General features: G+C 66.3%; 20 protein-coding genes. All 20 read right to left on the minus strand.

The genetic code is table 11. The features are described from left to right. Nucleotides 1-21: 21 nt before the first annotated feature. Nucleotides 22-501 carry a hypothetical protein gene (locus A4H34_RS00005; RefSeq protein WP_156510190.1) on the minus strand — a complete coding sequence of 160 codons (480 nt, stop codon included), beginning with the start codon at nt 499-501 and terminating at the stop codon, nt 22-24. Nucleotides 502-791: 290 nt separating this feature from the next. Then, the gene (locus tag A4H34_RS00010; RefSeq protein ID WP_064230640.1) at nt 792-2,558 is read right to left on the minus strand and encodes a M91 family zinc metallopeptidase; all 1,767 of its coding nucleotides are present in this window, start codon (nt 2,556-2,558) and stop codon (nt 792-794) included. Beyond that, the gene (locus A4H34_RS00015) at nt 2,555-2,857 is read right to left on the minus strand and encodes a hypothetical protein (protein WP_009198606.1); all 303 of its coding nucleotides are present in this window, start codon (nt 2,855-2,857) and stop codon (nt 2,555-2,557) included. Before A4H34_RS00015 ends, A4H34_RS00010 begins: the two co-directional genes overlap by 4 nt. Nucleotides 2,858-3,374: 517 nt before the next feature. After that, nucleotides 3,375-4,325, minus strand: a complete 951-nt coding sequence (locus tag A4H34_RS00020; protein ID WP_064230641.1) for a polyprenyl synthetase family protein — start codon at nt 4,323-4,325, stop codon at nt 3,375-3,377. A gap of 47 nt (nt 4,326-4,372) precedes the next feature. Then, a complete protein-coding gene (gene nuoN, locus A4H34_RS00025) occupies nt 4,373-5,953 on the minus strand; it encodes an NADH-quinone oxidoreductase subunit NuoN (RefSeq protein ID WP_064230642.1) in 1,581 nt (526 codons plus the stop codon). After that, nucleotides 5,950-7,449, minus strand: coding sequence for a complex I subunit 4 family protein (locus A4H34_RS00030; RefSeq protein ID WP_064230643.1), 1,500 nt, complete (start codon nt 7,447-7,449; stop codon nt 5,950-5,952). The genes nuoN and A4H34_RS00030 overlap by 4 nt, the downstream gene beginning before the upstream one ends. A 15-nt stretch (nt 7,450-7,464) precedes the next feature. After that, complete coding sequence (gene nuoL / locus A4H34_RS00035) at nt 7,465-9,378, minus strand: NADH-quinone oxidoreductase subunit L (protein WP_064230644.1); 1,914 nt, start codon at nt 9,376-9,378, stop codon at nt 7,465-7,467. A 22-nt stretch (nt 9,379-9,400) separates the two neighbouring features. Next, nucleotides 9,401-9,691 carry an NADH-quinone oxidoreductase subunit NuoK gene (gene nuoK / locus A4H34_RS00040; protein WP_009198600.1) on the minus strand — a complete coding sequence of 97 codons (291 nt, stop codon included), beginning with the start codon at nt 9,689-9,691 and terminating at the stop codon, nt 9,401-9,403. 5 nt (nt 9,692-9,696) lie between these two features. Beyond that, the gene (locus tag A4H34_RS00045) at nt 9,697-10,662 is read right to left on the minus strand and encodes an NADH-quinone oxidoreductase subunit J (RefSeq protein WP_064230645.1); all 966 of its coding nucleotides are present in this window, start codon (nt 10,660-10,662) and stop codon (nt 9,697-9,699) included. Beyond that, the gene (nuoI, locus tag A4H34_RS00050; protein WP_064230646.1) at nt 10,662-11,417 is read right to left on the minus strand and encodes an NADH-quinone oxidoreductase subunit NuoI; all 756 of its coding nucleotides are present in this window, start codon (nt 11,415-11,417) and stop codon (nt 10,662-10,664) included. Before nuoI ends, A4H34_RS00045 begins: the two co-directional genes overlap by 1 nt. Continuing rightward, nucleotides 11,414-12,916 carry an NADH-quinone oxidoreductase subunit NuoH gene (nuoH, locus tag A4H34_RS00055; RefSeq protein ID WP_064230647.1) on the minus strand — a complete coding sequence of 501 codons (1,503 nt, stop codon included), beginning with the start codon at nt 12,914-12,916 and terminating at the stop codon, nt 11,414-11,416. Before nuoH ends, nuoI begins: the two co-directional genes overlap by 4 nt. Then, complete coding sequence (locus tag A4H34_RS00060) at nt 12,913-15,489, minus strand: NADH-quinone oxidoreductase subunit G (RefSeq protein ID WP_064230648.1); 2,577 nt, start codon at nt 15,487-15,489, stop codon at nt 12,913-12,915. Before A4H34_RS00060 ends, nuoH begins: the two co-directional genes overlap by 4 nt. Beyond that, nucleotides 15,486-16,814: an NADH-quinone oxidoreductase subunit NuoF gene (nuoF, locus tag A4H34_RS00065; protein ID WP_064230649.1), complete on the minus strand. Its 1,329-nt coding sequence runs from the start codon at nt 16,812-16,814 to the stop codon at nt 15,486-15,488. The genes A4H34_RS00060 and nuoF overlap by 4 nt, the downstream gene beginning before the upstream one ends. After that, the gene (nuoE, locus tag A4H34_RS00070; RefSeq protein ID WP_064230650.1) at nt 16,811-17,482 is read right to left on the minus strand and encodes an NADH-quinone oxidoreductase subunit NuoE; all 672 of its coding nucleotides are present in this window, start codon (nt 17,480-17,482) and stop codon (nt 16,811-16,813) included. The genes nuoF and nuoE overlap by 4 nt, the downstream gene beginning before the upstream one ends. Next, entirely contained in the window at nt 17,479-18,828 is a 1,350-nt protein-coding gene (locus A4H34_RS00075) for an NADH-quinone oxidoreductase subunit D (RefSeq protein ID WP_064230651.1), read from the minus strand. The genes nuoE and A4H34_RS00075 overlap by 4 nt, the downstream gene beginning before the upstream one ends. Beyond that, a complete protein-coding gene (locus A4H34_RS00080) occupies nt 18,828-19,532 on the minus strand; it encodes an NADH-quinone oxidoreductase subunit C (RefSeq protein WP_082902941.1) in 705 nt (234 codons plus the stop codon). Before A4H34_RS00080 ends, A4H34_RS00075 begins: the two co-directional genes overlap by 1 nt. A 34-nt stretch (nt 19,533-19,566) precedes the next feature. Then, nucleotides 19,567-20,166, minus strand: a complete 600-nt coding sequence (locus A4H34_RS00085) for an NADH-quinone oxidoreductase subunit B (protein WP_064230652.1) — start codon at nt 20,164-20,166, stop codon at nt 19,567-19,569. A gap of 11 nt (nt 20,167-20,177) precedes the next feature. After that, a complete protein-coding gene (locus tag A4H34_RS00090; protein WP_009198590.1) occupies nt 20,178-20,537 on the minus strand; it encodes an NADH-quinone oxidoreductase subunit A in 360 nt (119 codons plus the stop codon). 64 nt (nt 20,538-20,601) lie between these two features. Beyond that, a complete protein-coding gene (locus tag A4H34_RS00095; RefSeq protein ID WP_064230653.1) occupies nt 20,602-21,867 on the minus strand; it encodes a geranylgeranyl reductase family protein in 1,266 nt (421 codons plus the stop codon). Between the two features lie 176 nt (nt 21,868-22,043). Further along, a complete protein-coding gene (locus A4H34_RS00100) occupies nt 22,044-22,745 on the minus strand; it encodes a demethylmenaquinone methyltransferase (protein ID WP_064231612.1) in 702 nt (233 codons plus the stop codon). Nucleotides 22,746-22,939: the final 194 nt, after the last annotated feature.

Consider the following 22,939-nt stretch of genomic DNA (forward strand, 5'->3'; position numbering starts at 1 on the left):
ACCCACCACACACCGACGTCTTCACTTCAAAGGCGTCGGCTTCGAACAAGCAAACTTTCTTTGCAGCCGATAGCCGATATCTCGATCCATCTTCCATTTGTCCGAAGACAAACCGCCCGGCTGCCCCGCGGGAAGCTCGTCGGCTGCGACATAGCCGATGCAGAGCCGTATGCTTGTTGGCTTCGAGGGCAGCGCGACTTTCTTGTCGCCTTCGAGGTCGTCATAAGGATTGAAGGGCCTCTGCATGCTTGCCGAACCTTCGACGGTTTGTTTTGGTTCGAGCTTGACAACGGTCTCGTATGGCGGCTGGACGTAGTTGACGTCCCTGCGAACGGGGAAGAATGCCATTGCTGCAACGACGCCGCTCTTTCTTCCGCCGTCCGGTATGACGGAGACGGTCGGGGAGTGGACAGCCCAAACGGTCTGCGAGGAATCGTTCGTTAGCTTGTACTTGAACATAACCGACGTGGAACCGACGGTCGGCTCGACAGAGACAGTCACATCTGCGGAGACGACCGAATCGGTGATCTGAATCGGACTGGAAGCCCCGGAGCTCCCAGCGCCTGGGCTTGACGCCCCACGATTGCCCGTCGATCCGCTGGATGTCTTGTTCCCCGCGGACCTTCGGCTGGTCACGTCCGAAGAAGGGACTCCAGGTTTGGATCCGCCTCCCGCGCCGCACGCAGACAAGAGGGACATCGTCGCCAGGACGACAAGGGAAAGACGGAGCCTCTTCCTTTGCGACGTACGTGCGCCCCCAGAGAAATGCCGCCCTTGTAGAATCCGCATAGTCACTTATAGCTTTCTCGCTTGGGAAGCCCCATCTCTTTGCGCAATCCATTCTCAGTGTACTGAAGGGGATGCTTCGGATCGATGACTTCCGGAGTGTTCGGATCGTTGTCGTGGTCGATCGGCAGGCCCGTCGCCTGACGCTCGGCGACTTTTACGCCGTGGTCCTCAGTTGCGTCGCCACTATAATCCTCGTCACGGAGCGTGCCGTAAGTGAAATCGTGTACGTGACCCAGCTCGTGTTGCAAGACGACGACCGGAGGGCCCCCTCGGAAATCGTCGAAGGTAGGGAGATACTTCACCTTGTAGTGATCTCCATCCGGACTTGCACTCGCCTTGCTGTTGTAGTCGTCCGGGTTCCTTTGCTGATATTCGCTGATCGTCAGAGTCTTCTCCCGTCCGAAAAGAGCGGATAGGTCGTGAGACGCCTGCAAGCTCCCAAGCTGCCGCTGGCCGGTGGGCGAGGCTCGCAACATGTCGAGATCCGCCTCAGTTCGCTCGACGAACTCCTTGCTGCCCTCGACTTTGACGAAGGGCGTGTCCTCGGGAATCTCAACGGTGACGTCTTTCTCGTTGCTCGACCCTTTCGCCGGGGAATCGTCATAACTGGTGTCTGCACCCCCGCCGCCTATAGCGACATCGCTGCCGAGCCCTCCGTAAGAAACGTCGTCGCCGGCCCCTCCGAATATCTTGTCGTCCCCTCTTCCGCCCGACAGCACGTCGTTCCCCGAGCCGCCGTAGAGCATATCCTCGCCTTTCCCTCCCTCGAGGTAGTCTTGGTCGTCCCCTCCCGAAAGGCGGTCGTCGCCGTTCAGACCATAGAGGGTGTCCCTTCCGCTGCCGCCGAACATCCGATCGTCGCCGTCCTGGCCGTCCATGTAATCGTTCCCGCTGCCGCCAGACACGTAATCGTTGCCCCCGCCGGCTTTGATTTCGTCGTTCCCGACGCCGCCGAGAATGCGATCGCCGCTTCCGCCGCCGTTGATTCTGTCGTCACCCGCACCGCCCGAAAGCGTGAATCCAACCGAAGAGCCCTCTGGCACCGTTATCGTGTCGTTGCCGCCTCCGCCTCGGATCGTCAGATTGTACCCGGGCGGTATCGCATACGAAACGCCGTCGATTGTCACGATCTGCTGGTTGGTGGCCGGATCGGTCTCCACCGTGATGTTATTGTCGCCCTTGCCCGCGGTGACGACGGCCTGATCGCCTGACAACGTGATCCCCACATTGTCGGAGTCGGCGGGCAGCCCCTTGACGAAAGGGTCTGTTCCGTCGGATTTGCTGCGAGAACGGGAAGCAAGGTCGTTCCACGATCCCACGGCATCGGCGAGTTCTTGCGAACAGCCGTCCAGCTCCGCCCCCAGCGAGGATCTGATTTCGTTTGCCACCTTTCTCTCAGCCTCTATGCGGTCTTCCTCCGCTGCGTCTTTCGGGAAGAACAGCGGGCCAACGCGCGCAATTCCGGACAGTTTCGCCCAAGAGTTATCGAGATGCCCCTGAGCGGCCTTAACCGCTCCCGAGGCATGAACAAGCGCCGAAGATATCCTCGTCGCGATCGACGAGGCTTCGTCCATGTCCTTGATGGCAGACGAGGAACTCTCGTCGAAAGAGTCCGCCGAATCACCGGTCCAGCTGCCAAGCGCGTTAGTGCTCGCCGTCGAAAAACCGTCTCTCGCCGACTGCGCCGTCTCAGAGACAGACTTCCACCCGTTGGACGCCGCCGTCAGAGCCCCGGCGTCGGCGTTAAGCTGCCAATCCCCGAAACTCATTTGACCCTCAACTCCTCCGCCGCTTCCTCATCGGCAGTCGACAGCAGCCGCACCGAATCGTGCATGCCCTCGGATGCCTGTTCGAGCAGACCGGAGAGCACGTCAAAAGCGCTTTCGGCCGCCGACACGCAATCCTCGTGTGTTTGAACCAGCAACTCGCCTTGGGAGACGTTCCCGGCCGCCGTTCCCGGAACCGACGACAGGGACGCCGACCCGTTTTGCCAACCCGTCCGCAAAGCAACGGACTGGTCGAGTGTTTTCGTCGCCTCTCCAGTGACAACTTCGGTATCGATATACATTCTCCAGCCCTTCCGTGAAGCACGGTCTGATTACTGGATATGGTATCTCTAAAGTCCTCAAAATGACTGGGTAGATCACCCCAATAAACAAAACGCTTTAAATTCAACAGAAATGGCAAACAGCTCTGACAAACTACTACATGATTTATAGTACCGATTTTCCGCACTTATGAGTGCGAGAAAGACCGGCGGCAAGCCAGCGACAGGCAGGCAAGCACAACACGCATCGGCGAGCACGACACGCATCGGAGAGCACAACACAGACAAGCAAGCACGACACGCATCGGAGAGCTCGCCACATGTAGGCGAATGCGAGAAAGGCGGCCACGCGTCAGCAAACTCGCCAAGAGGTTTTCGACTCCTCGCGCCGGAAGGCAGAGAAGACTCGCCAGGAGGCTTTCGCCTCGTACGGAAAGCCGGGAAGACTCGCCACGCCTCAGCGCGCCAGCAGACTCGCCACGTCAGCAAACTTGCCAAGTATCGCCAAACTCGCCAAGCGTCGCCGGGCCAGCGGGCTCTAGGCCGAACGGTCCACCGTCAGACGCGCAAACCTGACAAGCTCCTCGCGGATTTCGCCCTCGGGCAGGAAGCGGATGCTTTCAATAGCGCGAGAAACCCAATCCTGGGCCATTTCACGGGTCTCCTCGAGGACGGAGTGGCACCTCAGGCGCGCGACGACGTCGGCGAGCGCCTCGTCGCCAGAAAGGTCGGCGTTGTCGAGCAGATCGAGGATCGCCGCGCCCTCGGCGTCGAGCGCGCCCTTCTCCCCGAGCTCGCGCAGCAACAACGTCGGCATCGTGTCGACCCCCTCCCGAAGGTCGGTCCCGGGAGTCTTCCCCGTGACGGCGCCGTCGGACTCAATGTCAATGACGTCGTCGGCGAGCTGGAAGGCCACACCGATGCACTCCCCGTACTGCGCAAGGGCGTCCGCGAGCTCCCACGATCCGCCGGAAAAGAGCACGCCGTAGCGCGCGGAGGTGGCGATGAGCGAGCCCGTTTTGTCCTCCAAAACGCGGATGTAGTGGTCGCGCGGCGATACGCTCGCCCGGGGGCCGATCGTCTCGTGAAGCTGCCCCTGGCACAGCCGCTCGAACGTCGTGGCGTGCAGCTTGACGGCCTGCGGGCCGAGCTTCGACGTGACTAGCGATGCCCTGGCAAATAGGACGTCTCCGGCGAGGATCGCCACAGAGTTTCCAAACAGCGACTGAACGGAGGGAACGCCGCGGCGCATGGGGGCGTCGTCCATGACGTCGTCGTGGTACAGGGACGCCAAATGGGTCAGCTCGACGGCGACCGCCGAATCGAGGACGGCCTCGGCCCCGGGCCTCGGCCCGAGCTCGGCCGCCAAGAGGACGAGGGCCGGACGAAGACGCTTGCCCCCGGCGCCGACGAGATGCGTCGTCGCCGGATCGACCTGCAGATCGTCCAGACGCACTTCCTCGCCGAGGCGACGCTCGACGGCTTCCATACGCCTGCCGAGGCGTTCGGCCAACGTACTAGTTTCTAGGGCCACCGTCAGAGTATAAACGCCATGGCGTTGTCGAGAAAGCTCCACACCGCGTTCGGCGCGACGCCCGTCAGCACGATTCCCGCGGCCGCGGCCAAAATCGCCGCCGCCGAAAGCCCTTCGGAAGCGACCGTCGCCGTCCCCGGCGCCGGATCTCTGAAGAACATGAGAAGTATGAGGCGGAAGTAGAAGAAAGCCGTGGCGGCCGAGGCGAGGACCGCGAGGAACACGAGCACCGCTTCGCCCGAGGAATACCCCGCCTTGAACACAAAGAACTTGCCCATGAAACCGCCGGTGAGCGGAATGCCCGCAAACGAAAGCAGGAACAGCGCCATCGCCCCGGCGAGGAACGGGTTCGTCTTGCCCAAGCCCCGCCAAGCGCGCAACGACGTCGCCTCGCCCAGAATGCTGCCGTCGGCGCTCTTCTGACGAACCAGGGTCACGACGGCGAAGGCGCCGACCGACGCCAAGCCATAGGCGAGCAGGTAGAAGGCGACCGAGCGGATGCCGTCCCGGGAGTACGCCCCGACGCCGATGAGCACAAACCCGGCGTGGGCGATCGAGGAGTAGGCGAGCATGCGTTTGACGTCGGACTGGACGATTCCGCCGACCGTGCCCACGAGCATCGTCAGGATGACGATCGCCCAAAAGACGGGCCGAAGCTCGGTCTCGGCCCCGCGTCCGATCGAGTAGGCGAACCTGAGCATCGCGCCAAAGGCCGCGATCTTCGTTCCAGCGGCCATGAAGCCCGTGACGGGCGTCGGGGCGCCCTGGTAGGCGTCGGGCGTCCACGAATGGAAAGGGGCGGCTCCGACCTTGAAAAGGAGGCCTGCCAAGACGAGCGCCGAGCCGGCGACGAGCAGCGCGTCCATTCCGGTGCTTTGAAGCAGAGCCGATGCGATGGACCAATAGTCGAGCGAGCCGGAGAAGCCGTAGAGCAGAGCCGCACCCATGAGAAAGAACGCGGAGGAGAACGCGCCGAGGATGAAGTACTTGAGCGCGGCCTCCTGGGAGAGGGCGCGGCGCCGTCGGGCCGTCGCACACAGAACGTAGAGCGGGAGCGAAAGCACCTCGAGGGCGATGAAGAGCGTGAGAAGGTCGCCCGCGGACGTGAAGGCGAGCATGCCGCCGACGGCGAACAGGCCGAGCGGGAAAATCTCCGTCTGCTCGTACCCGGCCTCCGTGGCCTCGCGTTCGTCGAGCGACCCGGGCTCCGTCGCGGCGGAGGCGGCGAACGATCCCTCTCCGGTCCTCGTGCGATCGGCGAAGACGAGGAAGGCGAGCAGAGAGCACACCAGGATGAACGCCTGGAAAGCCAGGGCGGGGAGATCCTCCTGCAGAGTCCCGACGCCGGCGGGCCTCTCGCCCGCGAGTTTGACGGCGGACTTCGGCCCGTCGTCAAGAACGGCCGTCCATCGCCACACGACCGCGGCGAGCGCGCCGGCCAGCGCGGCCAGCGACAGCGTCGCCTGGACCGGCCTCCTCGCGCGCCGGGGGACGAAGGCCTCGACGAGCACGCCGAAGACTGCCGTGCCCAAGACAATGAGGATGGGAGTGAGCGCCGCCCATTCGATCGTAGGAGTTGTCACTTCGCGCTCCCTTCAATGGCGACTGTTGAGGACTGCACGGCCGCCGGCCTCACGGCGTCGACGAGGGGCGAGGGGAAGAACCCGAGGGCGAGCATCGCCGCCACAAGGATTCCCGCGACCGTTTTCTCGCGCGCGTCGAGGTCCGGCACGGCGACGTCGGGCTTGGGGCCCGTGAAGATCCGCTGGTACGGAAGAAGTATGTAGACGGCCGCGAGAATCACGGCAAGCACGGCGACGAGGGCGAACGCCCTGTGCACCTTGAACGTCCCCATGAGCACAAGATACTCCGGCACAAAGCCGGAAAGCCCTGGCAGGGCGATCGTCGCCAGCCCCGACACGAGGAAGACCCCGGCGATCACAGGCGTCACACGCTGCCATCCGCCATACGTGGTGATGAGCGCGTCGCCCCCGCGGCGGCGCAGGAAGCCGACCGTCAGGAACAGAGCGCCCGTTGCGACGCCGTGGGCGACCATGTAGACGATCGCGCCGGTCATCGCCGTCGAACTGCCGGAAAAGACGCCGAGCACGATGAAGCCGAAGTGGCTGACCGAGGTGTAGGCGATGAGGCGCATGAGGTCGTTCGAAGCGATTGCCATGAAGGCGCCCCAGAAGATCGATATGACGGCGAAGACCATGACGGGGACGGCGGCGGACTTCGCGGCGTCGGGCGCAATGGGCAGGCACAGAGCGATCATGCCGTAGGTCCCGACCTTGTCGAGAACGCCGACGAGCAGAGTGGACGTTCCCGCCGGCGCCTTCTCGGCCGCGTCGGGAAGCCAGGTGTGGACGGGGAACATCGGCGCCTTGATCGCAAAGGCCGCGAAGAACGTGAGGAAGACGAGCATGCCGTTGCCGCCGGCGGCCTGCGCGGCCGATTCGAAGAGCAGGCCCTTGGAGCCCTCTGCGCGAGCCGCGAGCGCGACGACGCCCACGAGCATGACGAGCCCGCCGAAAAGCGAGTAGAGGACGAACTTGATCGCGGCGCGCGACGCGCCTTCCCCGCCGTACCGGCCGATGAGGAAGTACATCGGCAGGATCATGAGCTCGAAGAGGACATAGAAAAGGAAGACGTCGCGCGCGGCGAAAATGCCGATCATCACTGCTTCTAGAGCGAGCACCCAGCCGACGTACCCGGCGACCCTGTTCGGGGTCTCGCCTCGGAAGTCGCCGGCCGCCGCGAGCAGAACGAGCGGAACGAGGAAGACGGCCAGACCCACCATCACCAGGCCCATGCCGTTGACTCCCCACGCAACGCTTGCCCCGATCTGCGGGATCCACGAATAGTCCTCGGCCAGCTGGACGCGGCCGGCGGCGTCGAAGTCGAAGCCGGCCGCGGCGCCGACGAAGAGGGCGAGAATCAGGCCCGAAAGGCCGACGCCGAAGACGATGGCGTGCTCCCTCAACGGTTTGACAAGCCACAGGAGAAGCGCGCCTAGGAGCGCCACGACGATGAGGACGGTCAGCCAGGGAAAGGCTGCCTCGATGACGTTGTGCATGATGCTCTCCTCTTCCTACAGCCGCGCCGCCAGGGCCGCGACGAGCACGATTACGACGCCGAAAGTCATGTACGAGGCGTACGTGCGGGCGTAGCCGTTCTGCAGGCGCGTGCTCAAGCGGCCGACGGCCGACGTCCCCTTCGCCACGCCCTCGACCGCGCCGTCGACGGCGCGCGCGTCCGTTGCGGCGACGGCCGACGTCAAAGCCATGCCGGGTTTCATGAAGACATTCTCATTGAACGCGTCCTGGTATAGGTCCGCACGCGCCGCGCGCACGAGGGCGTTGCCCTCCGGGGCCCGCGTTGGGACCGGACTGGCCGCGTACATCTTCCACGCCGCGCCGGCGCCGGCGGCGACGAGGACGAGCGTGCCGAGGGTGATGGCAGAAACGGGAAGAACGGGCTCCCCGTGGGCGGCGGGGCCGACGACCGGCTCGAGCCATTCGACGAAGCCCGCCGCGTTGAGGACGAAGCCGAGTCCGATCGATCCCACGGCCAACAAGATCTGCGGGACGCACATCGTGGCGGGCGCCTCATGTGGGTGCTTGGCTCCGGCGCCTTCGCTGGCGAACCGCTCCTCGCCGTGGAAGACCATGAAGAACAGCCGCGACATGTAGAAGGCCGTCAGTCCGGCGACGGCCATCGTCAGGCCGCCGAAAACCCACGGGCGCCATCCTTCGCCGACGAAGGCGGCCTCGATGATCTTGTCCTTCGAGAAGTACCCCGAGAGGAAGGGGAAGCCGATGATGGCGAGGTATCCGGCCAGGAACGTAGCCCACGTGACCGGCAGGCGCTTGTGAAGGCCGCCGAATCGGCGCATGTCCACCTCGTCGTCCATCGCGTGCATGACCGACCCAGCGCCGAGGAACATGTTCGCCTTGAAGAAGCCGTGGGTGACGAGATGGAAGACGGCGAAGGCCGCGCCCGCGGGGCCGAGGGCCGCGGCGAGCATCATGTAGCCGATCTGGGACATCGTGGAGGCGGCGAGGACCTTCTTCATGTCGTCCTTGGCCGAGCCCACGATCGCCCCGAACACCAGCGTGACCGTGCCTATGACGGCGACGGCCAGCTGCGCCGAGTCGCTTGCGTCGTAGACGAAGCCGGAACGCACCATGAGGTAGACGCCGGCGGTGACCATCGTGGCGGCGTGGATGAGGGCGGAGACCGGCGTCGGGCCGGCCATCGCGTCGCCGAGCCAGGCTTGAAGCGGGAACTGGGCGGACTTTCCGCACGCGCCGACGAGGAGCAGGACGCCGATCGCGAGGAGGGTGCCCGACCCCGCTTTGGCGGCGCCGGCTGCGACGCCGTCGAAAGTCACCGTGCCGAAAGACGAAACCATGAGCATCATCGCGGCGAGCAGGCCTACGTCGCCCACGCGGTTCATGACGAAGGCCTTCTTGCCTGCGGCCGCGTAGGCCGGGACCTGGTTCCAGAAGGAGATGAGGAGGTAGGAGGCGAGCCCCACGCCCTCCCAGCCGACGAACATCACCGCGTAGGAGTCGCCGAGGACGAGCAGCAGCATCGAGGCGACGAACAGGTTGAGATAGGCGAAGAAACGAGTCTTGGCCGGGTCGTGTTCCATATACCCGACGGAGTAGACGTGGATGAGGGTTCCGACGAAGGTCACCAGCATGAGGAAGGTGACGGACAGCGGATCGACCCGGAGGGAGAGATCGACGACGAAGTCGCCCGTCGCAAACCATCGGTACAGCCGCACCCGCATCGCCCTCTCTTCTGGGGATGCGCCGATGAGCTGGACAAGCGCCGCCGAGCCGACGAGCAGTGAGAGGCCCGACGCGCCGACGGCCAGCCAGTGGCCCCAGCTTTCTACCCTCTTTCCGGCGACGAGCAGGACGCCCGAAGCGAGGAGGGGGACGGCGACGCACAGCCACACGAGGGCCGCGGCTCCCGAGGCCGAAGTGATTTCCATAGTCAATTCACACCTCTTCCGGTCAGTGCTTGAGCTGGTTCGCGCCGTCGAGCGATGCGGACCGGTGGGTTGTGAAAATGGAAATGACGATCGCCAGGCCGACGACGACCTCGGCGGCCGCGACCACCATGACGAAGAAGGCGAAGACCTGGCCCTCGACGTTCCCCCACATCCGGGAGAACGCCACGAGCGCGAGGTTGCAGGAGTTGAGCATGATCTCGACGCCCAAGAGCGCGATGATCGCGTTCTTCCGGGTGAGGACGGCGGCCCCGCCGATGGAAAATAGGACGACGGCCAAAACGACGTACAGCATGAGATTCAACGGTTTTCCTCCTTGCCGTCGAGACGGGGGCGGTCCGGGCTGCCTCCGGCCGGGGGTTCTTCGCGCGGATCGCCATAGGCGGGGGCCTCCTCGCGCGAGTCCCCGTAGCTCGGGGCCTCTTCGCCCGGCATCCCGGGCATGTGGGCGCGAGGGACCTCGCGGCCCCGCCCGTCGAGTTCGCCGCGCGCGGCGCGCGCGGCGGTGATGGGCGAAACGTCCGACGGCGTGTAGGCCTGGCCTCGGATTCGCAGGATGCGCGGGACCGACTCGGCCACGGCCTCTCCCCCGCTCGTGAGGGCCGGGGCGGCGGCGGAATTCGATTCCGCGTAGATGCCCGTGGGCGGCTTTTGACCGATGTGGCGGCCTGTCTGCGCGTAGGCGGCCATCTTTGCCTCGGCAAGCTCCGCCTGGCTCAGACGCTTGCGCACGCCCTGGCGATGCGTCAGCGTCATCGCGCCCACGGCGGCGACGATGAGGAGCGCCCCGGTCAGCTCCATCGTGAGGGCGTGGTTGGTGAAGATCGACTTGGCTATCGCCGTCGGATTCGTCTCCTCGTTGGCCTTCGCCAAGCCAACGGGGCCGGGGGTTCGCGCGTCCATGACCGCTCCGCCGGCGATCGCGGCGAAGCCGAGCGCCCCCAAGGCGGCCATGACGCGCTGGCCTCGCAGGGTCTCGTACGTCGAGTCGGCCGCGTCGACGCCGATCATCATGAGCACAAAGAGGAACATCATGAGGATCGCACCCGTGTACACGGCGATCTGGACGACCCCCATGAACGGGGCTTCGAGCGCCGTGTACAGGACCGCCAAGCACACCATGTCGGCAATGACGCAGACCGCCGAATAGACCGCGCGCCGCGTGACCAGCAGGCCGAAGACGGTCAGCGTCACCATGACCACGGCGACGACGCCGAAAAGGATCGTCTCGCCCAGGGAGATTTCGATGGTCGCCGCTTCTTGCATCACCTTCCGCCTTCCGTGCGCTTGCCCCCGGACGCGTCTGCCGAGGCCGCCGCCGAATCGACAGGCGCGCCGGCCGGCGCCGCGGCCGCATCGAAGGGGCCCGGAGCATCGACGGAGACCGCCGTCGCGAGGGTCGGATCGTCGGGCCGATGTTCGGCCACCCACTCGATCTGGGCCGCGGTGGGGCCGGCGACCTCGCCGCGGTAGTAATCGGCGTCGGACGCGCCCTCGGCCATGGGGTGGGGGGCGGCCAGCATGCCTTCGAGCATCGGCGCGAGAAGGTCTTCCTTCTCGTAGACGAGGCCCTCGCGCGTGGGGCCGGCCAGCTCGTACTCGTTCGTCATCGTCAGCGCCCTCGTGGGGCAGGCCTGGATGCAAAAGCCGCAGAAGATGCAGCGCAGATAGTTGATCTGATAGACCCGGCCGTAGCGCTCGCCGGGCGAAACCTGGTTGTCCGGTGTGTTGTTCGCCGCCTCGACGAAGATGGCGTCGGCCGGGCACGCCCAGGCGCACAGCTCGCAGCCGATGCAGCGTTCAAGGCCGTCGGGATACCTGTTGAGCTGGTGGCGTCCGTGGTAGCGCGGGGCCGTTGGAACCTTCTCCTCCGGGTACTGCTCCGTGACGGGTTTGCGGAACATCGAGGAGATCGTGACCCCGTATCCTGCGACGGGGGCGAAGAGCTCCCCCGCCGGCCCTTTCTTCGGCCGGTCCCACAGCTCGGGATCGGGGGACGTGGAGGGAATGTGGTCTGTCACTCGTGGCCTCCCTTGACGGTGGTGGCTGCGCCGGCTTGGCGCTCTGCGGCGTCGGCTTGAGGCGCGGCGCCCCCTGCCTCGGACGCGGCGCTTCCTGCTTGAGACGCGACCGCGCCGGGCTGCGATTCGGCGGGTTCGCCCGCCTTGCCCGAGGCAGAAAGGCCGGAGCCCGAAGCCTCCGGGCCGCCCGGCGGGGCCGCGCCGCGCGAGGCGCGAGGAGAAGGCGGCAGGGTTTGGCCGGGCAGCGGCGGCACGGGGAATCCCCCGGCGAAAGCGTCGAATTCCTCAGACGGCCGGACGAAGCCCGCCTCGCCGGGCTCGTCGCCTTCGGCGTCGCCCTTCCCGCCGAAAAGGAAGACAAGCGCGAGAACGGCCAAGAAAGCTGCTCCTATGCCGATGAACAGCTGGTTGCGCGACAGGTCGGTGAAGCTCGTGACCGCCTGGATGACGGCGACCGAGACGAGCCACGTCAGCGAAACCGGGATGAGGACCTTCCATCCGAACTTCATGAAATGGTCATAGCGCATGCGCATGAGGGTGCCGCGGGTCCAGATCATGAAGAACATGAGAGTCCACGTCTTGCCGAAGAACCACAGCGCCGGCAGCCAGCCGGTGTTCGGATTTCCGCCCCATAGCGAGAAGACCGACGTCGTGATCGGGTCCGCCCGCCAGCCGCCGAGGAAAACGGTTGTGGCGACCATCGAAACGTTGAGCATGTTGATGTACTCGGAGAGGAAGAACCACGCGAACTTCATCGACGAGTACTCGGTGGTGTGGCCCGCGACAATCTCGCCTTCGGCCTCGGGAAGGTCGAAGGGAAGTCGGTTCGTCTCTCCGAACATCGAAATGAGGTAGACGACGAAGGCCGGGAAGAGCGTGATTATGTTCCACAGGTCCGACTGCGCAGCCACGATCCCCGACATGGACATCGTGCCCGCCGTCAGGAACACCGTGACGAGCGAGAGCCCCAGCGCCAGCTCGTAGGAGATCATTTGGGTGGCCCCTCGCACCGACCCGTAGAAGGGCAGGGTGGAATGGGCCGACCATCCGCCGAGAACCAGCCCGTATTCGCCCAGGGCGGCGATCGCGAGGACGAACAGGACGGCGACGGGCGAATCCGCGAGCTGGAGCGGCGTCGAATGGCCGAATATCGAAACGTTGGGCCCCATCGGGACCACGGCCATGACCGTGAAGGCGCACACCGCGCCGACGAAGGGGGCGACGAAGTAGATGATCTTGTCCGCGCCCTTGAGCCAGAAATCCTCCTTGATGAGAAGCTTGACCGCGTCGGCGAAGGCCTGTCCCAGTCCCAAGGGACCCACCCTGTTGGGGCCGAGGCGCGTCTGCATGCGCGCTAGGCCGCGGCGCTCGACCCACAGGGCGAGGAGGACGTTCATGATGAGGAACACGATGATGAACGCGGCCTTCAAAACCCATATCCACCACGTGTCCTGGGAAAAGTCCGCCGTTTGGACGGCGGCTTGGATCGACGGCGTCACTTGCTCACCTCCGCAGCGACCGTTACGGCGTCGCCGGGCCTGACGCCCAGCGACGCGATCTTGCACCCGGCGGAATTCTGGGGAATCCAGACGACGCCGTCGGGCATGGGCAGGGTGACGACGGGGAGCGTGACGCGTCCGATCGTTCCCTGGACGATTACTCTGCCGCCGGGGGCGGCTCCGGCGGCCCGCGCGGTGGCCTCCGACATGACGGCCGCGGGCCGCCGGGCCGTTCCGGCCAGATGCGGCTCGTTCGAGAGCAGCGCGCCCTCGCCAATGAGCAGATTCCACGAGGCCAGCACGGCGGTTCCCGGAGCCGGCGGCTCGGCCCCTCCCTCGGGGAAGGCGTGCGGCGGGGCCATGCGCGGCCCGTTCCACGGCTTGAAGCCACGAATCTGCGCAACGGCGTCGGCGAGCGTGTCCAAACCGAGGTCGACCCCGAATTCGGCGGCAAGGTCGTTGAGGACGATGCGGTCGGGCCGCTCGACGGACGTCAGCGCCTGGCCGAAGGGGCGTATGCGGCCCTCCCAGTTGACGAAGGAGCCGCCCTTTTCAACCGGCGGGGCGACGGGCAGGACGACGTCGGCCAGGGCCGTCGTGGCGGTGGCGCGGACTTCGAGCTGAACGACGAACCCCGCGGATTCGATCGACGAGATGGCGTCGCCGGGCAGGTCGCCGACCTCGACGCCGCCCAGAAGAAGCCCGCCCAGAGCGCCGGAGTGCACGGACAGGAGGATCGACTCGGCCGAGCGGCCGGGCATCGAGGGGATCTTCGCTCCCCACGCCTCTTCCACTTCGGCGCGGGCCTGCGGATCGGCGACGGGGCGCCCGCCGGGCAGCAGGCCGCCGACCGCGCCCATCTCCACGGCGCCGCGATCGCCCGCACGCCGGGGAATCCACGCCAGGCGCGCGCCGCTGCGATCGGCGAGGCGGCGCGCAGCCGACAGCGCGCCCTCCGATTCTGCCGCACGCTCGCCTACGAGGATGATCCCGCCGTCCGCCAGCCCGTCGTACACGGGGTCTCCGGCGTCGAGCCCGTCAAGGATCGCCGCCTCCGTCCCAGGGACCGCGGGAATGAGGTTGGCGTTCATCTTCGCGCTTCCGGCGGTCGCGTACGGGGCGACGACGCTCACCGACGTCGTCTTGGCCAAGACGGCCTTGCGCAGGCGCAGGAAGACCGACCCGCATTCCTCCTCGGCCTCGAAGCCCACGGCCAGGACGTGCCCGGCTTTCTCCAGGTCGCCGTACGTGACGCCGCGTCCGCTTCCGGCGACGACGAAGCCGAGGAACGCGTCCTCTTCGGGCGAGGCCGGGCGGGTTCTGAAATCGATGTCGTTGGTGCCGAGAACCGTTCGCGCGAACTTCGAGTAGGCGTAGGCGTCCTCCATGGTCAGCCTGCCGCCGGCCAGGACGCCGACGCCTCCGTGCGCTTTGGCCGCGGCGAGCCCGCGGGCTGCGACGTCAAGGGCGTCTTCCCACGACGTCGCCGCGAGCTCGCCCGAAGCGTCGCGCACAAGCGGGTGCGTCAAGCGGTCCGGGCCGCTCTGCCACCTGAAGGCGAATCGGTCCTTGTCGGTGATCCAGTCCTCGTTGACCTCCGGGTCCTCCCACGCCAGCCGGCGCAGGACCTCGCCGCGTCGGTAGTCGACGCGGATGGCCGAGCCCGAGGCGTCGTGCTCGGTCACGCCGGGGACGGACACGAGGTCGAAGGGCCGCGAGCGGAAGCGGTAGGCGGAGCTAGTGAGCGCGCCCACCGGGCAAATCTGAATGATGTTGCCGGAGAAGTAAGAGGAGAAGGGGCGGCCGGATTCGTCTGTTTCCGCGGGCTCCATCGGGCCCGCGGCGAAGCCCTCCGCAGGGCCGTAGCTGCCGTAAGAGCCGACGTAGTCTCCGGGGGCGGGCTCGGCGCACCCGCCGTCCGAATCGGAGAAGTTGAGGACCCGCGCGTCGAAGCCCCCGATCTGCGAGCCGTTGAGGGAGTGAACCTCGAAGCCCGGGGACCCGCCGCCGCGCCCCTGAAGCGCGATGAACGGGTCGCCTGCGATCTGGGACTGGAACCTCGTGCAGCGCTGGCACAGGATGCAGCGGTCGCGGTCGAGCAGGATCTCCGAGGTCACCTGGACGGGCTTGGGGTAGGTCCGCTTGACGTCGACGAAGCGCGATTCGGCGCGCCCGTCAGAGAGCGCCTGGTTCTGAAGAGGGCATTCGCCGCCCTTGTCGCAGATCGGGCAGTCGAGCGGGTGGTTGACGAGGAGGAACTCGATGATTCCGCGCTGCGCCTTGGCCGCGACCTCCGACGTGTGCTGGGTGTAGACCTCCATGCCGGGCGTGACGGCCTCCGCGCAGGAGGGCACGGGCTTGGGGCCCTTCGCGACGACGCCGTCGCGCCCGGGGCGCGCGACCTCGACGAGGCACTGGCGGCAGGCCCCCGCGGGCTTGAGCAGCGGGTGGTCGCAAAAGCGCGGAATGCGCACGCCTATCTTCTCGGCCGCGCGGATGATGAGGGTTCCCGCTGGAACCTCGACGTCCTTGCCGTCGATCGTGACATTGACGAGAGAGTCATTGGCCGTCATTGTGCAGACACCTCGGAGAACAGGGTCGTCTTTTCGTAGGGGAAGAGCTCGCGCGCCGGCGTCGTGTATCCTGCTTCGAACTCCTCGCGGAACAGCTCGATCCCCGACTTGACGGGGGTCGCCGCGGCGTCGCCCAAGGCGCAGAAGGAACGGCCGGCGATGTTCGAGGCGATCTCGTAGAGAAGGTCGACGTCGCCCGGCCGGCCGCGCCCGGCTTCCAGACGGTGGACGACCTGCCGCATCCAGTAGGTGCCTTCGCGGCACGGCGTGCATTTGCCGCACGATTCGTGCTGGTAGAAGTCCGTCCAGCGCGAGATGACGCGCACGACCGAGACGGTCTCGTCAAAGACCATGATGGCGCGGGTGGCGAGCATGGAGCCGGCTTCGCGCACCGAGTTGTAGTCGAGGGGGACGTCCAGCTGCTCGGGTGTGAACAGGGGCGCGGACGAGCCGCCGACAGCCCAGAACTTCAGCTCGTGCCCGGGCCTGATGCCGCCGGCCAGGTCGAGGAGCGTGCGCGCAGTGATCCCGAGCGGCGCCTCGTACTGGCCCGGATTCTTCACGTGGCCCGAAAGCGAGAAGAAGCCGTGGCCCTTCGCGCTTTCCGTGCCCATGGCGTGGAACCATTCGACGCCGTTGCGGACGATCCCCGGAACCGAGGAGATCGTCTCGACGTTGTTGATGACGGTGGGCCTGGCGTACAGGCCCTCGGCCGCCGGGAAGGGCGGTTTGAGGCGCGGCTGGCCGCGCCTGCCCTCGAGGGAGTCGAGCAGGGCCGTCTCCTCGCCGCAAATGTAGGCGCCCGCGCCGGCGTGCACGGTGATTTCGATGTCGTAGTCGCCGTCGGGCCCCATGCCCTTGCCGATGAGCCCCGCCTCGCGCGCCTGCCGCACGGCGGCCATGAGGCGGCGGTATACGTGCACCACTTCCCCGCGCAGATAGACGAATCCGTGGTGTCCGCCGACGGCGAGAAGGCAGATGGCCATGCCCTCGATGAGTGCGTGCGGGTTGCCCATGAGCGCGGGAACGTCCTTGCACGTGCCCGGCTCGGACTCGTCTGCGTTGACCACGAGGTAGCGCGGACCGCCGTCTGGCGGGGGCAGGAAGCTCCATTTCAGGCCGGTCGGGAACCCCGCTCCCCCGCGCCCGGCCAGGCCGGAGTCCTTGATGAGCTGGGTCAGCTCGCCGGGGCCGTAGGACCACGCCTTGGCCAGCCCTTCGTATCCTCCGGCGTCGCGATAGGCGCCGAGCGTCCACGAACGCTCGCGGTCCCAGACGTCCGATATGACGGGGGACAACACTCCGGGAGCGGAAAACTCACTCACTTGGCGACCTCCTTCGGCGCGCTCCAGCCGCGTTCGCGTGCGATCTCCAGGCCCCTGAGCGAGGCGCAGCCCGCGCCCGGGCCCTCGTCTGCGTGGCCGTCCTCGAATCCGGCGAGGACCCTCTCCGTCTCCTTGAAGGCGTGCACCTTGTCGGCGCCCCGAGTCGGATGGAGGTCCCGGCCTGCGCGGATGTCTTCGACGATTTGAAGGGCCGACGTCGGCGTCTGGTTGTCGAAGAACTCCCAGTTGACCATAATGACGGGCGCGTAGTCGCATCCCGCGTTGCATTCGAGGGCTTCGAGCGTGATCTTGCCGTCCGGCGTCGTCTCGTCGCTCCCCACGCCGAGGGCGGAGGTCAAGGCCTCCCATATTTCGTCCCCGCCCATGACGGCGCACAGCGCATTCGTACACACCCCGACGTTGTATTCGCCGTTGGGATGGCGCCTGTACTGGCTGTAAAAGGTGGCGACGGCGGAGACTTCGGCGCGGGTCAGGCCCAGGACGTCCGCGCACAGCGCGATGCCGCGGGGCGAGACGAAGCCGTCGACCGACTGGACGAGGTGGAGCATGGGCATGAGCGCCGAGCGCGCCACCGGGTATCGCGCGACGATCTCCCGCGAATCGGCGCGCAGGCGCTCCTCGACCTCCGGCGGATAGCCTTCCTTCATCGGTCCACACCTCCCATGACCGGGTCGATAGCGGCAAGGCAGACGATGGCGTCGGCGAGCATGCCGCCCTCGGCCATCATCGACAGGCCCTGCAGATTCCTGAATCCGGGATCGGACACGTGCGCCCGGTAGGGGCGCGTTCCCCCAGAGGACACGAGGTGGCACCCGAGGACGCCCTTGGCGTGCTCGACGATCGAGTACGCCTGGCCGGCCGGAACGCGGAACCCCTCGGTTACAAGCTTGAAATGGTGGATGAGCGACTCCATGGACTCGGTCATGATCTCGCGCACGTGCGCGGGCGCCGTCCCCTGGCCGTCGGTGGAAATCGACAGGCGGGCGGGCCAGGCGATCTTCTTGTCCTCGACCATCACGGGCTCCCCCTCGGTGGCGTCGAGCTTGTCGAGGGCCTGGTAGACGATCCGCAGCGACTGGTAGCACTCGTCGAAGCGCACCATGGCCCGGTTGTAGGCGTCGGACTTGTCGTAGACCGGCACGTCGAACTCGTAGTCTTCGTACCCGCAGTAGGGCTGGCTCTTGCGAAGGTCCCACGGAAGCCCGGCGGCCTTGACCGCCGGCCCCGTCTGGCCCAAAGCCATGAGAGCCGAGAGCGAGAGCACGCCGACGTCCTTGAACCGCGCCTTGAAGATCGGATTCTGAGCGACGATGGTCTCCATCTCCGACGTCCCCTTCCGCACGTCGGGGAGAAGCTCGCGGATGTAGGCCGTGATTCCCTCCGGCACGTCTTCCAGGACGCCTCCGGGCCGCACGAACTCGTAGTTCATCCTCAGGCCCGAGATCCTCTCGAAGATCCGGAGGATGTCCTCGCGCGTGCGGAATGCGATGGTCATCATCGTCGTCGCCCCCAGCTCGTTGAGCGACGAGCCGATGGCGACTAGGTGGGAGGCGATGCGCTGGAGCTCCATGAGAAGCACCCTGATGACGTTGGCCCTGCGGGGCACCTGCTCTTCGATTCCGAGCAGCTTCTCAACGGCCATGCAGTAGCCGACCTCCTGGAAGAAGGAGGCGACGTAGTCCATGCGCGTGACGTAGGCGACGCCCTGCGTCCACGTGCGGTACTCCATGTTCTTCTCGATGCCGGTGTGCAGGAAGCCCGTGGCGCCGCGGATCTCGCGGACGTATTCGCCGTCAAGCTCGAGGAGGAGGCGGTAGACGCCGTGCGTGGAAGGGTGGACGGGTCCGAGGTTGACGACGATGCGCTCCTCGGCCATGCGCGCCGCCTCGTCGGAGATTTCGTTCCAGTCCCCTCCGACGGCGGTGAAGTTGGGCAGGCCGTCGAGCTCGGCCTCCGTGGCGCCCGGGGTGGCGTAGATCTTCGGGTCGCTCATCAGCTGTAGTCCCTTCGCACGTCGGGGGGCGGCACGACGGCGCCCTTGTATTCGACGGGGATGCCCCCGAGGGGATAGTCCTTGCGCTGCGGATGGCCGATCCAATCGTCGGGCATCGCCGTGCGAGTGAGGCCGGGGTGTCCGTCGAAGACGATTCCCATGAGGTCCCATGCTTCGCGCTCGGGCCAGTCGTCACCGGGGTAGACCTCGACGATCGAGGGCAGGTGCGGGTCAGATTCGGGGCACGTCGATTCGATCGCGAGGAAGCGGTTGTGAGTGATCGAGAAGAGCGGGAAGTAGCCGTGCAGCTCGCGCCCCGCGTCCTGGGGATAGTGGACGCCGGTGACGCCGAAGCACATCTCGAACCTCAGATCTTGGTCGTCGCGCAGGCAGCGGGCCACGCGCACGAGGTGCTCACGGGCGACGAAGAGCACGAGCTGGCCGTTTTCGACGACGACCTTTTCGATCGCCGCGTCGGGGTCGACGCCGTCGGCCTCCAAGAGTTCGGCGAGGACGTCGACGACGGAGTCGAACCACCCGCCGTAGGGGCGGCTCGCAGGCCTGGCGTAGACCTCGGCGCCCACGAGCTCGGAAAAGCCCGACGTGTCGCCGGACCCCTTGACGCCCCACATGCCCTGGACCCGACGCACGACGTCGGGGTCCGGGCCGCTGGCCGGCGCGATTGCGCCGTCGTTCTCGTTCACAAAGGCAGACCTTTCATTTTCACGCGAGTCGTTTTCACGCCAGCAGACCTTTCATTGCGTGGATGTCGGGTGCGGCGAGCGCGGCCTTCTCGGCGGCCCGGGCCGCAGCCTCGCGGGCGCCCTTCGTCAGCCTGCGATTGCGCTTGACGTGCTCGCGCAGCTCCAACACGGCGTTGATGAGCATCTCGGGGCGCGGCGGGCAGCCGGGCAGGTAGACGTCGACGGGCACGATGTGGTCGCATCCCTGAACGATGGCGTAGTTGTTGAACATGCCGCCGGAGGAGGCGCACACGCCCATGGAGACGACCCACTTGGGGTCAGTCATCTTGTCGTAAATGTCGCGCACCACCGGCGCCATCTTGTGGCTGACCCGCCCGGAGACGATCATGAGGTCGGCCTGACGCGGGGAAGCGCGGAAGACCTCCATGCCGAAGCGCGCGGCGTCGAAGCGCGGCGTTCCGAAGGACATCATCTCGATGGCGCAGCACGCCAGGCCCATCGTCACGGGCCACTGCGAGTTGGTCACCGCCCAGTTGGCCACGGCCTCGACAGACGTGAGGAAGACCCCCTGGGAGCCGGCGTCGTGAGGCGCCTGCGCCCCCGTCGATTCCGCGCGCGTTCGTCTCAATCCCATGTGTGCTCCTCTCAATCCCACTCGAGCCCGCCGCGGCGCCACTCGTAGACAAAGGGGACGGCGATGAGGAAGACAAAGCTCAGCATCGCGACGACGCCGAACAGGCCGAGCTTGTGGAACGAGACCGCCCACGGATAGAGGAAGACGACCTCGATGTCGAAGACGATGAACGTCATCGCCGTCAGGTAGTACTTGATCGGGAAGCGCCCGCGTCCGCTGGCCGCGGGCGTCGCCTCCACGCCGCATTCGTAGTTTTCGAGCTTTACCCGGTTGTGCCGCTTGGGTCCGAGGAAAGAGCTCATGACGAGGCCGCCGATCGAGAGCGCCGCGGCCGCGGCGATCATGACCAGCAGAGGAACGTAGGAGTTCATCGACGCACCTGCTTTCTTGCCTTCATCTTTGCGGCAGTCGCCTTCGCCGCCGCCTTGGTCGTCTTCATGCTTTCGGAGCCGCCTTCGCCAACGCCGAGATGAGCCGGTCCATCCAGTCGCCTCCGCGGCGGTCGTAACAGTCGGAGAGCAGCCTCATGACCAGTCGCATGAGCGTCGGCCGCGGCAGGCCGTGGGCGACGCACATGTGCATGATCCGAGGGCGCTCAATGAGGCGGGCGAAGGCCCGTCCGAGCGAGTAGTATCCGCCCAGCTCCTCGCGCATCGCCGCCGGATAGGCCGCGAGAGCCCTGTCTTTCGCTGTGATCGTGGGGCGCGAGTGCGCCTGTGCTATGGCGTCGGCCGCGAGGCGGCCCGCCTGGAGCGCGTAGGCGATCCCCTCTCCGTTGAACGGCGAGACCATGCCGCCGGCATCGCCCACCAGGAGCAGCCCGTCGGCGTAGTGCGGCTTGCGGTTGAAGGCCATGGGCAGGGCGGCGCCGCGCAGCCGGCCGACCTGGTTTTCTTCCGTGAATCCCCATTCGGACGAGGCGTTGGCCATCCACGCCTTGAACATCGCGCGGTAGTCCAGCCCCGTGGCCTTCGCAGTCGAAGAAAGCGATCCGAGGCCCACGTTGACGATCCCTCCGGCGAGCGGGAAGATCCATCCGTAGCCGGGCATGAGATCGGATTTTCCGGGCTTGCCCTTCCACAGCTCCAGATGGGATTCCATGACGGAGTCCGCAGAGCGCCCCGAACGGAAATACGTCCGGTAGGCCACTCCCATGGGCCGGTTCATCGCCTTCTCGCGCCCAACCGCAGTCGCGAGGCGAGCGGAGACTCCCCCTGCGTCGACGACGACGGGCGCTTTGAAGGCGAGCGGCTCGCGTTCCGCCGACTTCGCCTTGACGCCGATCACTCTGCCGCTGCGCTCGTGCAGAATCGGGCCGACGACGGTGACGTTCTCGCGCAAAACCGCCCCGGATTCCTGGGCTTTCGCCGCGAGCGCGGCGTCGAGCTCCGCGCGTGGGCATGCGAGGCCGAAATTGGGCAGGGAGGCCGTCTCGGGCCACGGCAGCTCGATAGTGTGGCCGCCTCCAACCGCGCGAAGGCCGGTGTTGCGCGCCCAGCCGCTTGTGTCGACGCCCATGCGGACAAGCTCGGCCACGGCGCGGGGCGTGAGGCCGTCTCCACAGACTTTGTCCCGCGGAAACGCCGATTTTTCGAGAAGCAGCACCCTGAGGCCGGCCATGGCGAGATAGTGGGCGGTCGACGAACCGGCCGGCCCCGCGCCGACGACGACGGCGTCGGCTTGCATGTCGCCCTTGTCCATTGGTCTCAGTTCCTTTGTGCGCTATTCGGCGCCACAATCCTATGCTGTGAGCCACTGCACCGAGAACGGAAAATACGTAACATTCGTCTTTCGATATTGCGAAACGGCGGAATCAAAGGGCTTGGCCTTTCGTCCCACGCGTCGATGACAAGAAGATCACACCCCGGATCGCGCGCTCACATCGGCCGAACGGCCCTGTGAATCGCGACGATGCCTCCCGTCAGGTTTCGGTACGCGACCGAACGCCACCCGGCGTCCTGGATCATTCGAGCCAAGTCGGCTTGATCGGGCCAGGCGAGGATCGACTCGCCCAGGTAGTCGTAGGCCGATTCGTCTGAGGAGAACGCCTCTGACAGCGCGGGGACGACGGAGCCCAAATAGAAGGAATACAGCCTGCGCATCGGCCCCCACACGGGGGTGGAGAATTCTGCGATTGCCAAGCGCCCGCCGGGTTTGGCCACACGCAGCATTTCCTTCAGGGCCTTGCGCGGGTCGTTGACGTTGCGCAGCCCGTAGGACATCGTGACGACGTCGAAAGCCCCGTCGGCGAAAGGCAGGCGCATGGCGTCGCCGGCCACGCAGGGTATTTCGGGGCGGCGCGAGCGGGCTTCGGAGAGCATGCCCAGGGAGAAGTCGCACGCGAGGGCGGATGCGCCGTTCTCGGCGTAGGAGGCCGTGGACGTCGCGGTTCCCGCTGCGAGGTCGAGGATGCGGTCTCCCGGCCCGGCCGCCACCGCCGCGGCCACTGCCGCCCGCCAGACTCTGACCTGGCCGAGGGAGGCGACGTCGTTCATAAGGTCGTAACGGGAGGCGACCTCGTCGAACATCCTGGAGACTTCCCCGGGCTTCTTCTTCAGACTCGCGCGGCGGTTTGCCATGCCGTGCGTCCCCTTTCCTCGCCGCGTGCCTTCTCTGGGCATTCTTGGCAATGCGTCTCGTTTTCCGCCATGCGCTTTCCTTCGCCATGGGCCCTTGTTCGGGCGAGTCGCATTCTACTAGCCTCTCTCACGCCGGTCCGCGCATACCAAGCCCGCCGCCCTTCTCACACCAAGCCCGCCGCCCTTCTCACACC

This window comes from Peptidiphaga gingivicola (genome assembly GCF_001652275.1).
Classification (GTDB): domain Bacteria; phylum Actinomycetota; class Actinomycetes; order Actinomycetales; family Actinomycetaceae; genus Peptidiphaga; species Peptidiphaga gingivicola.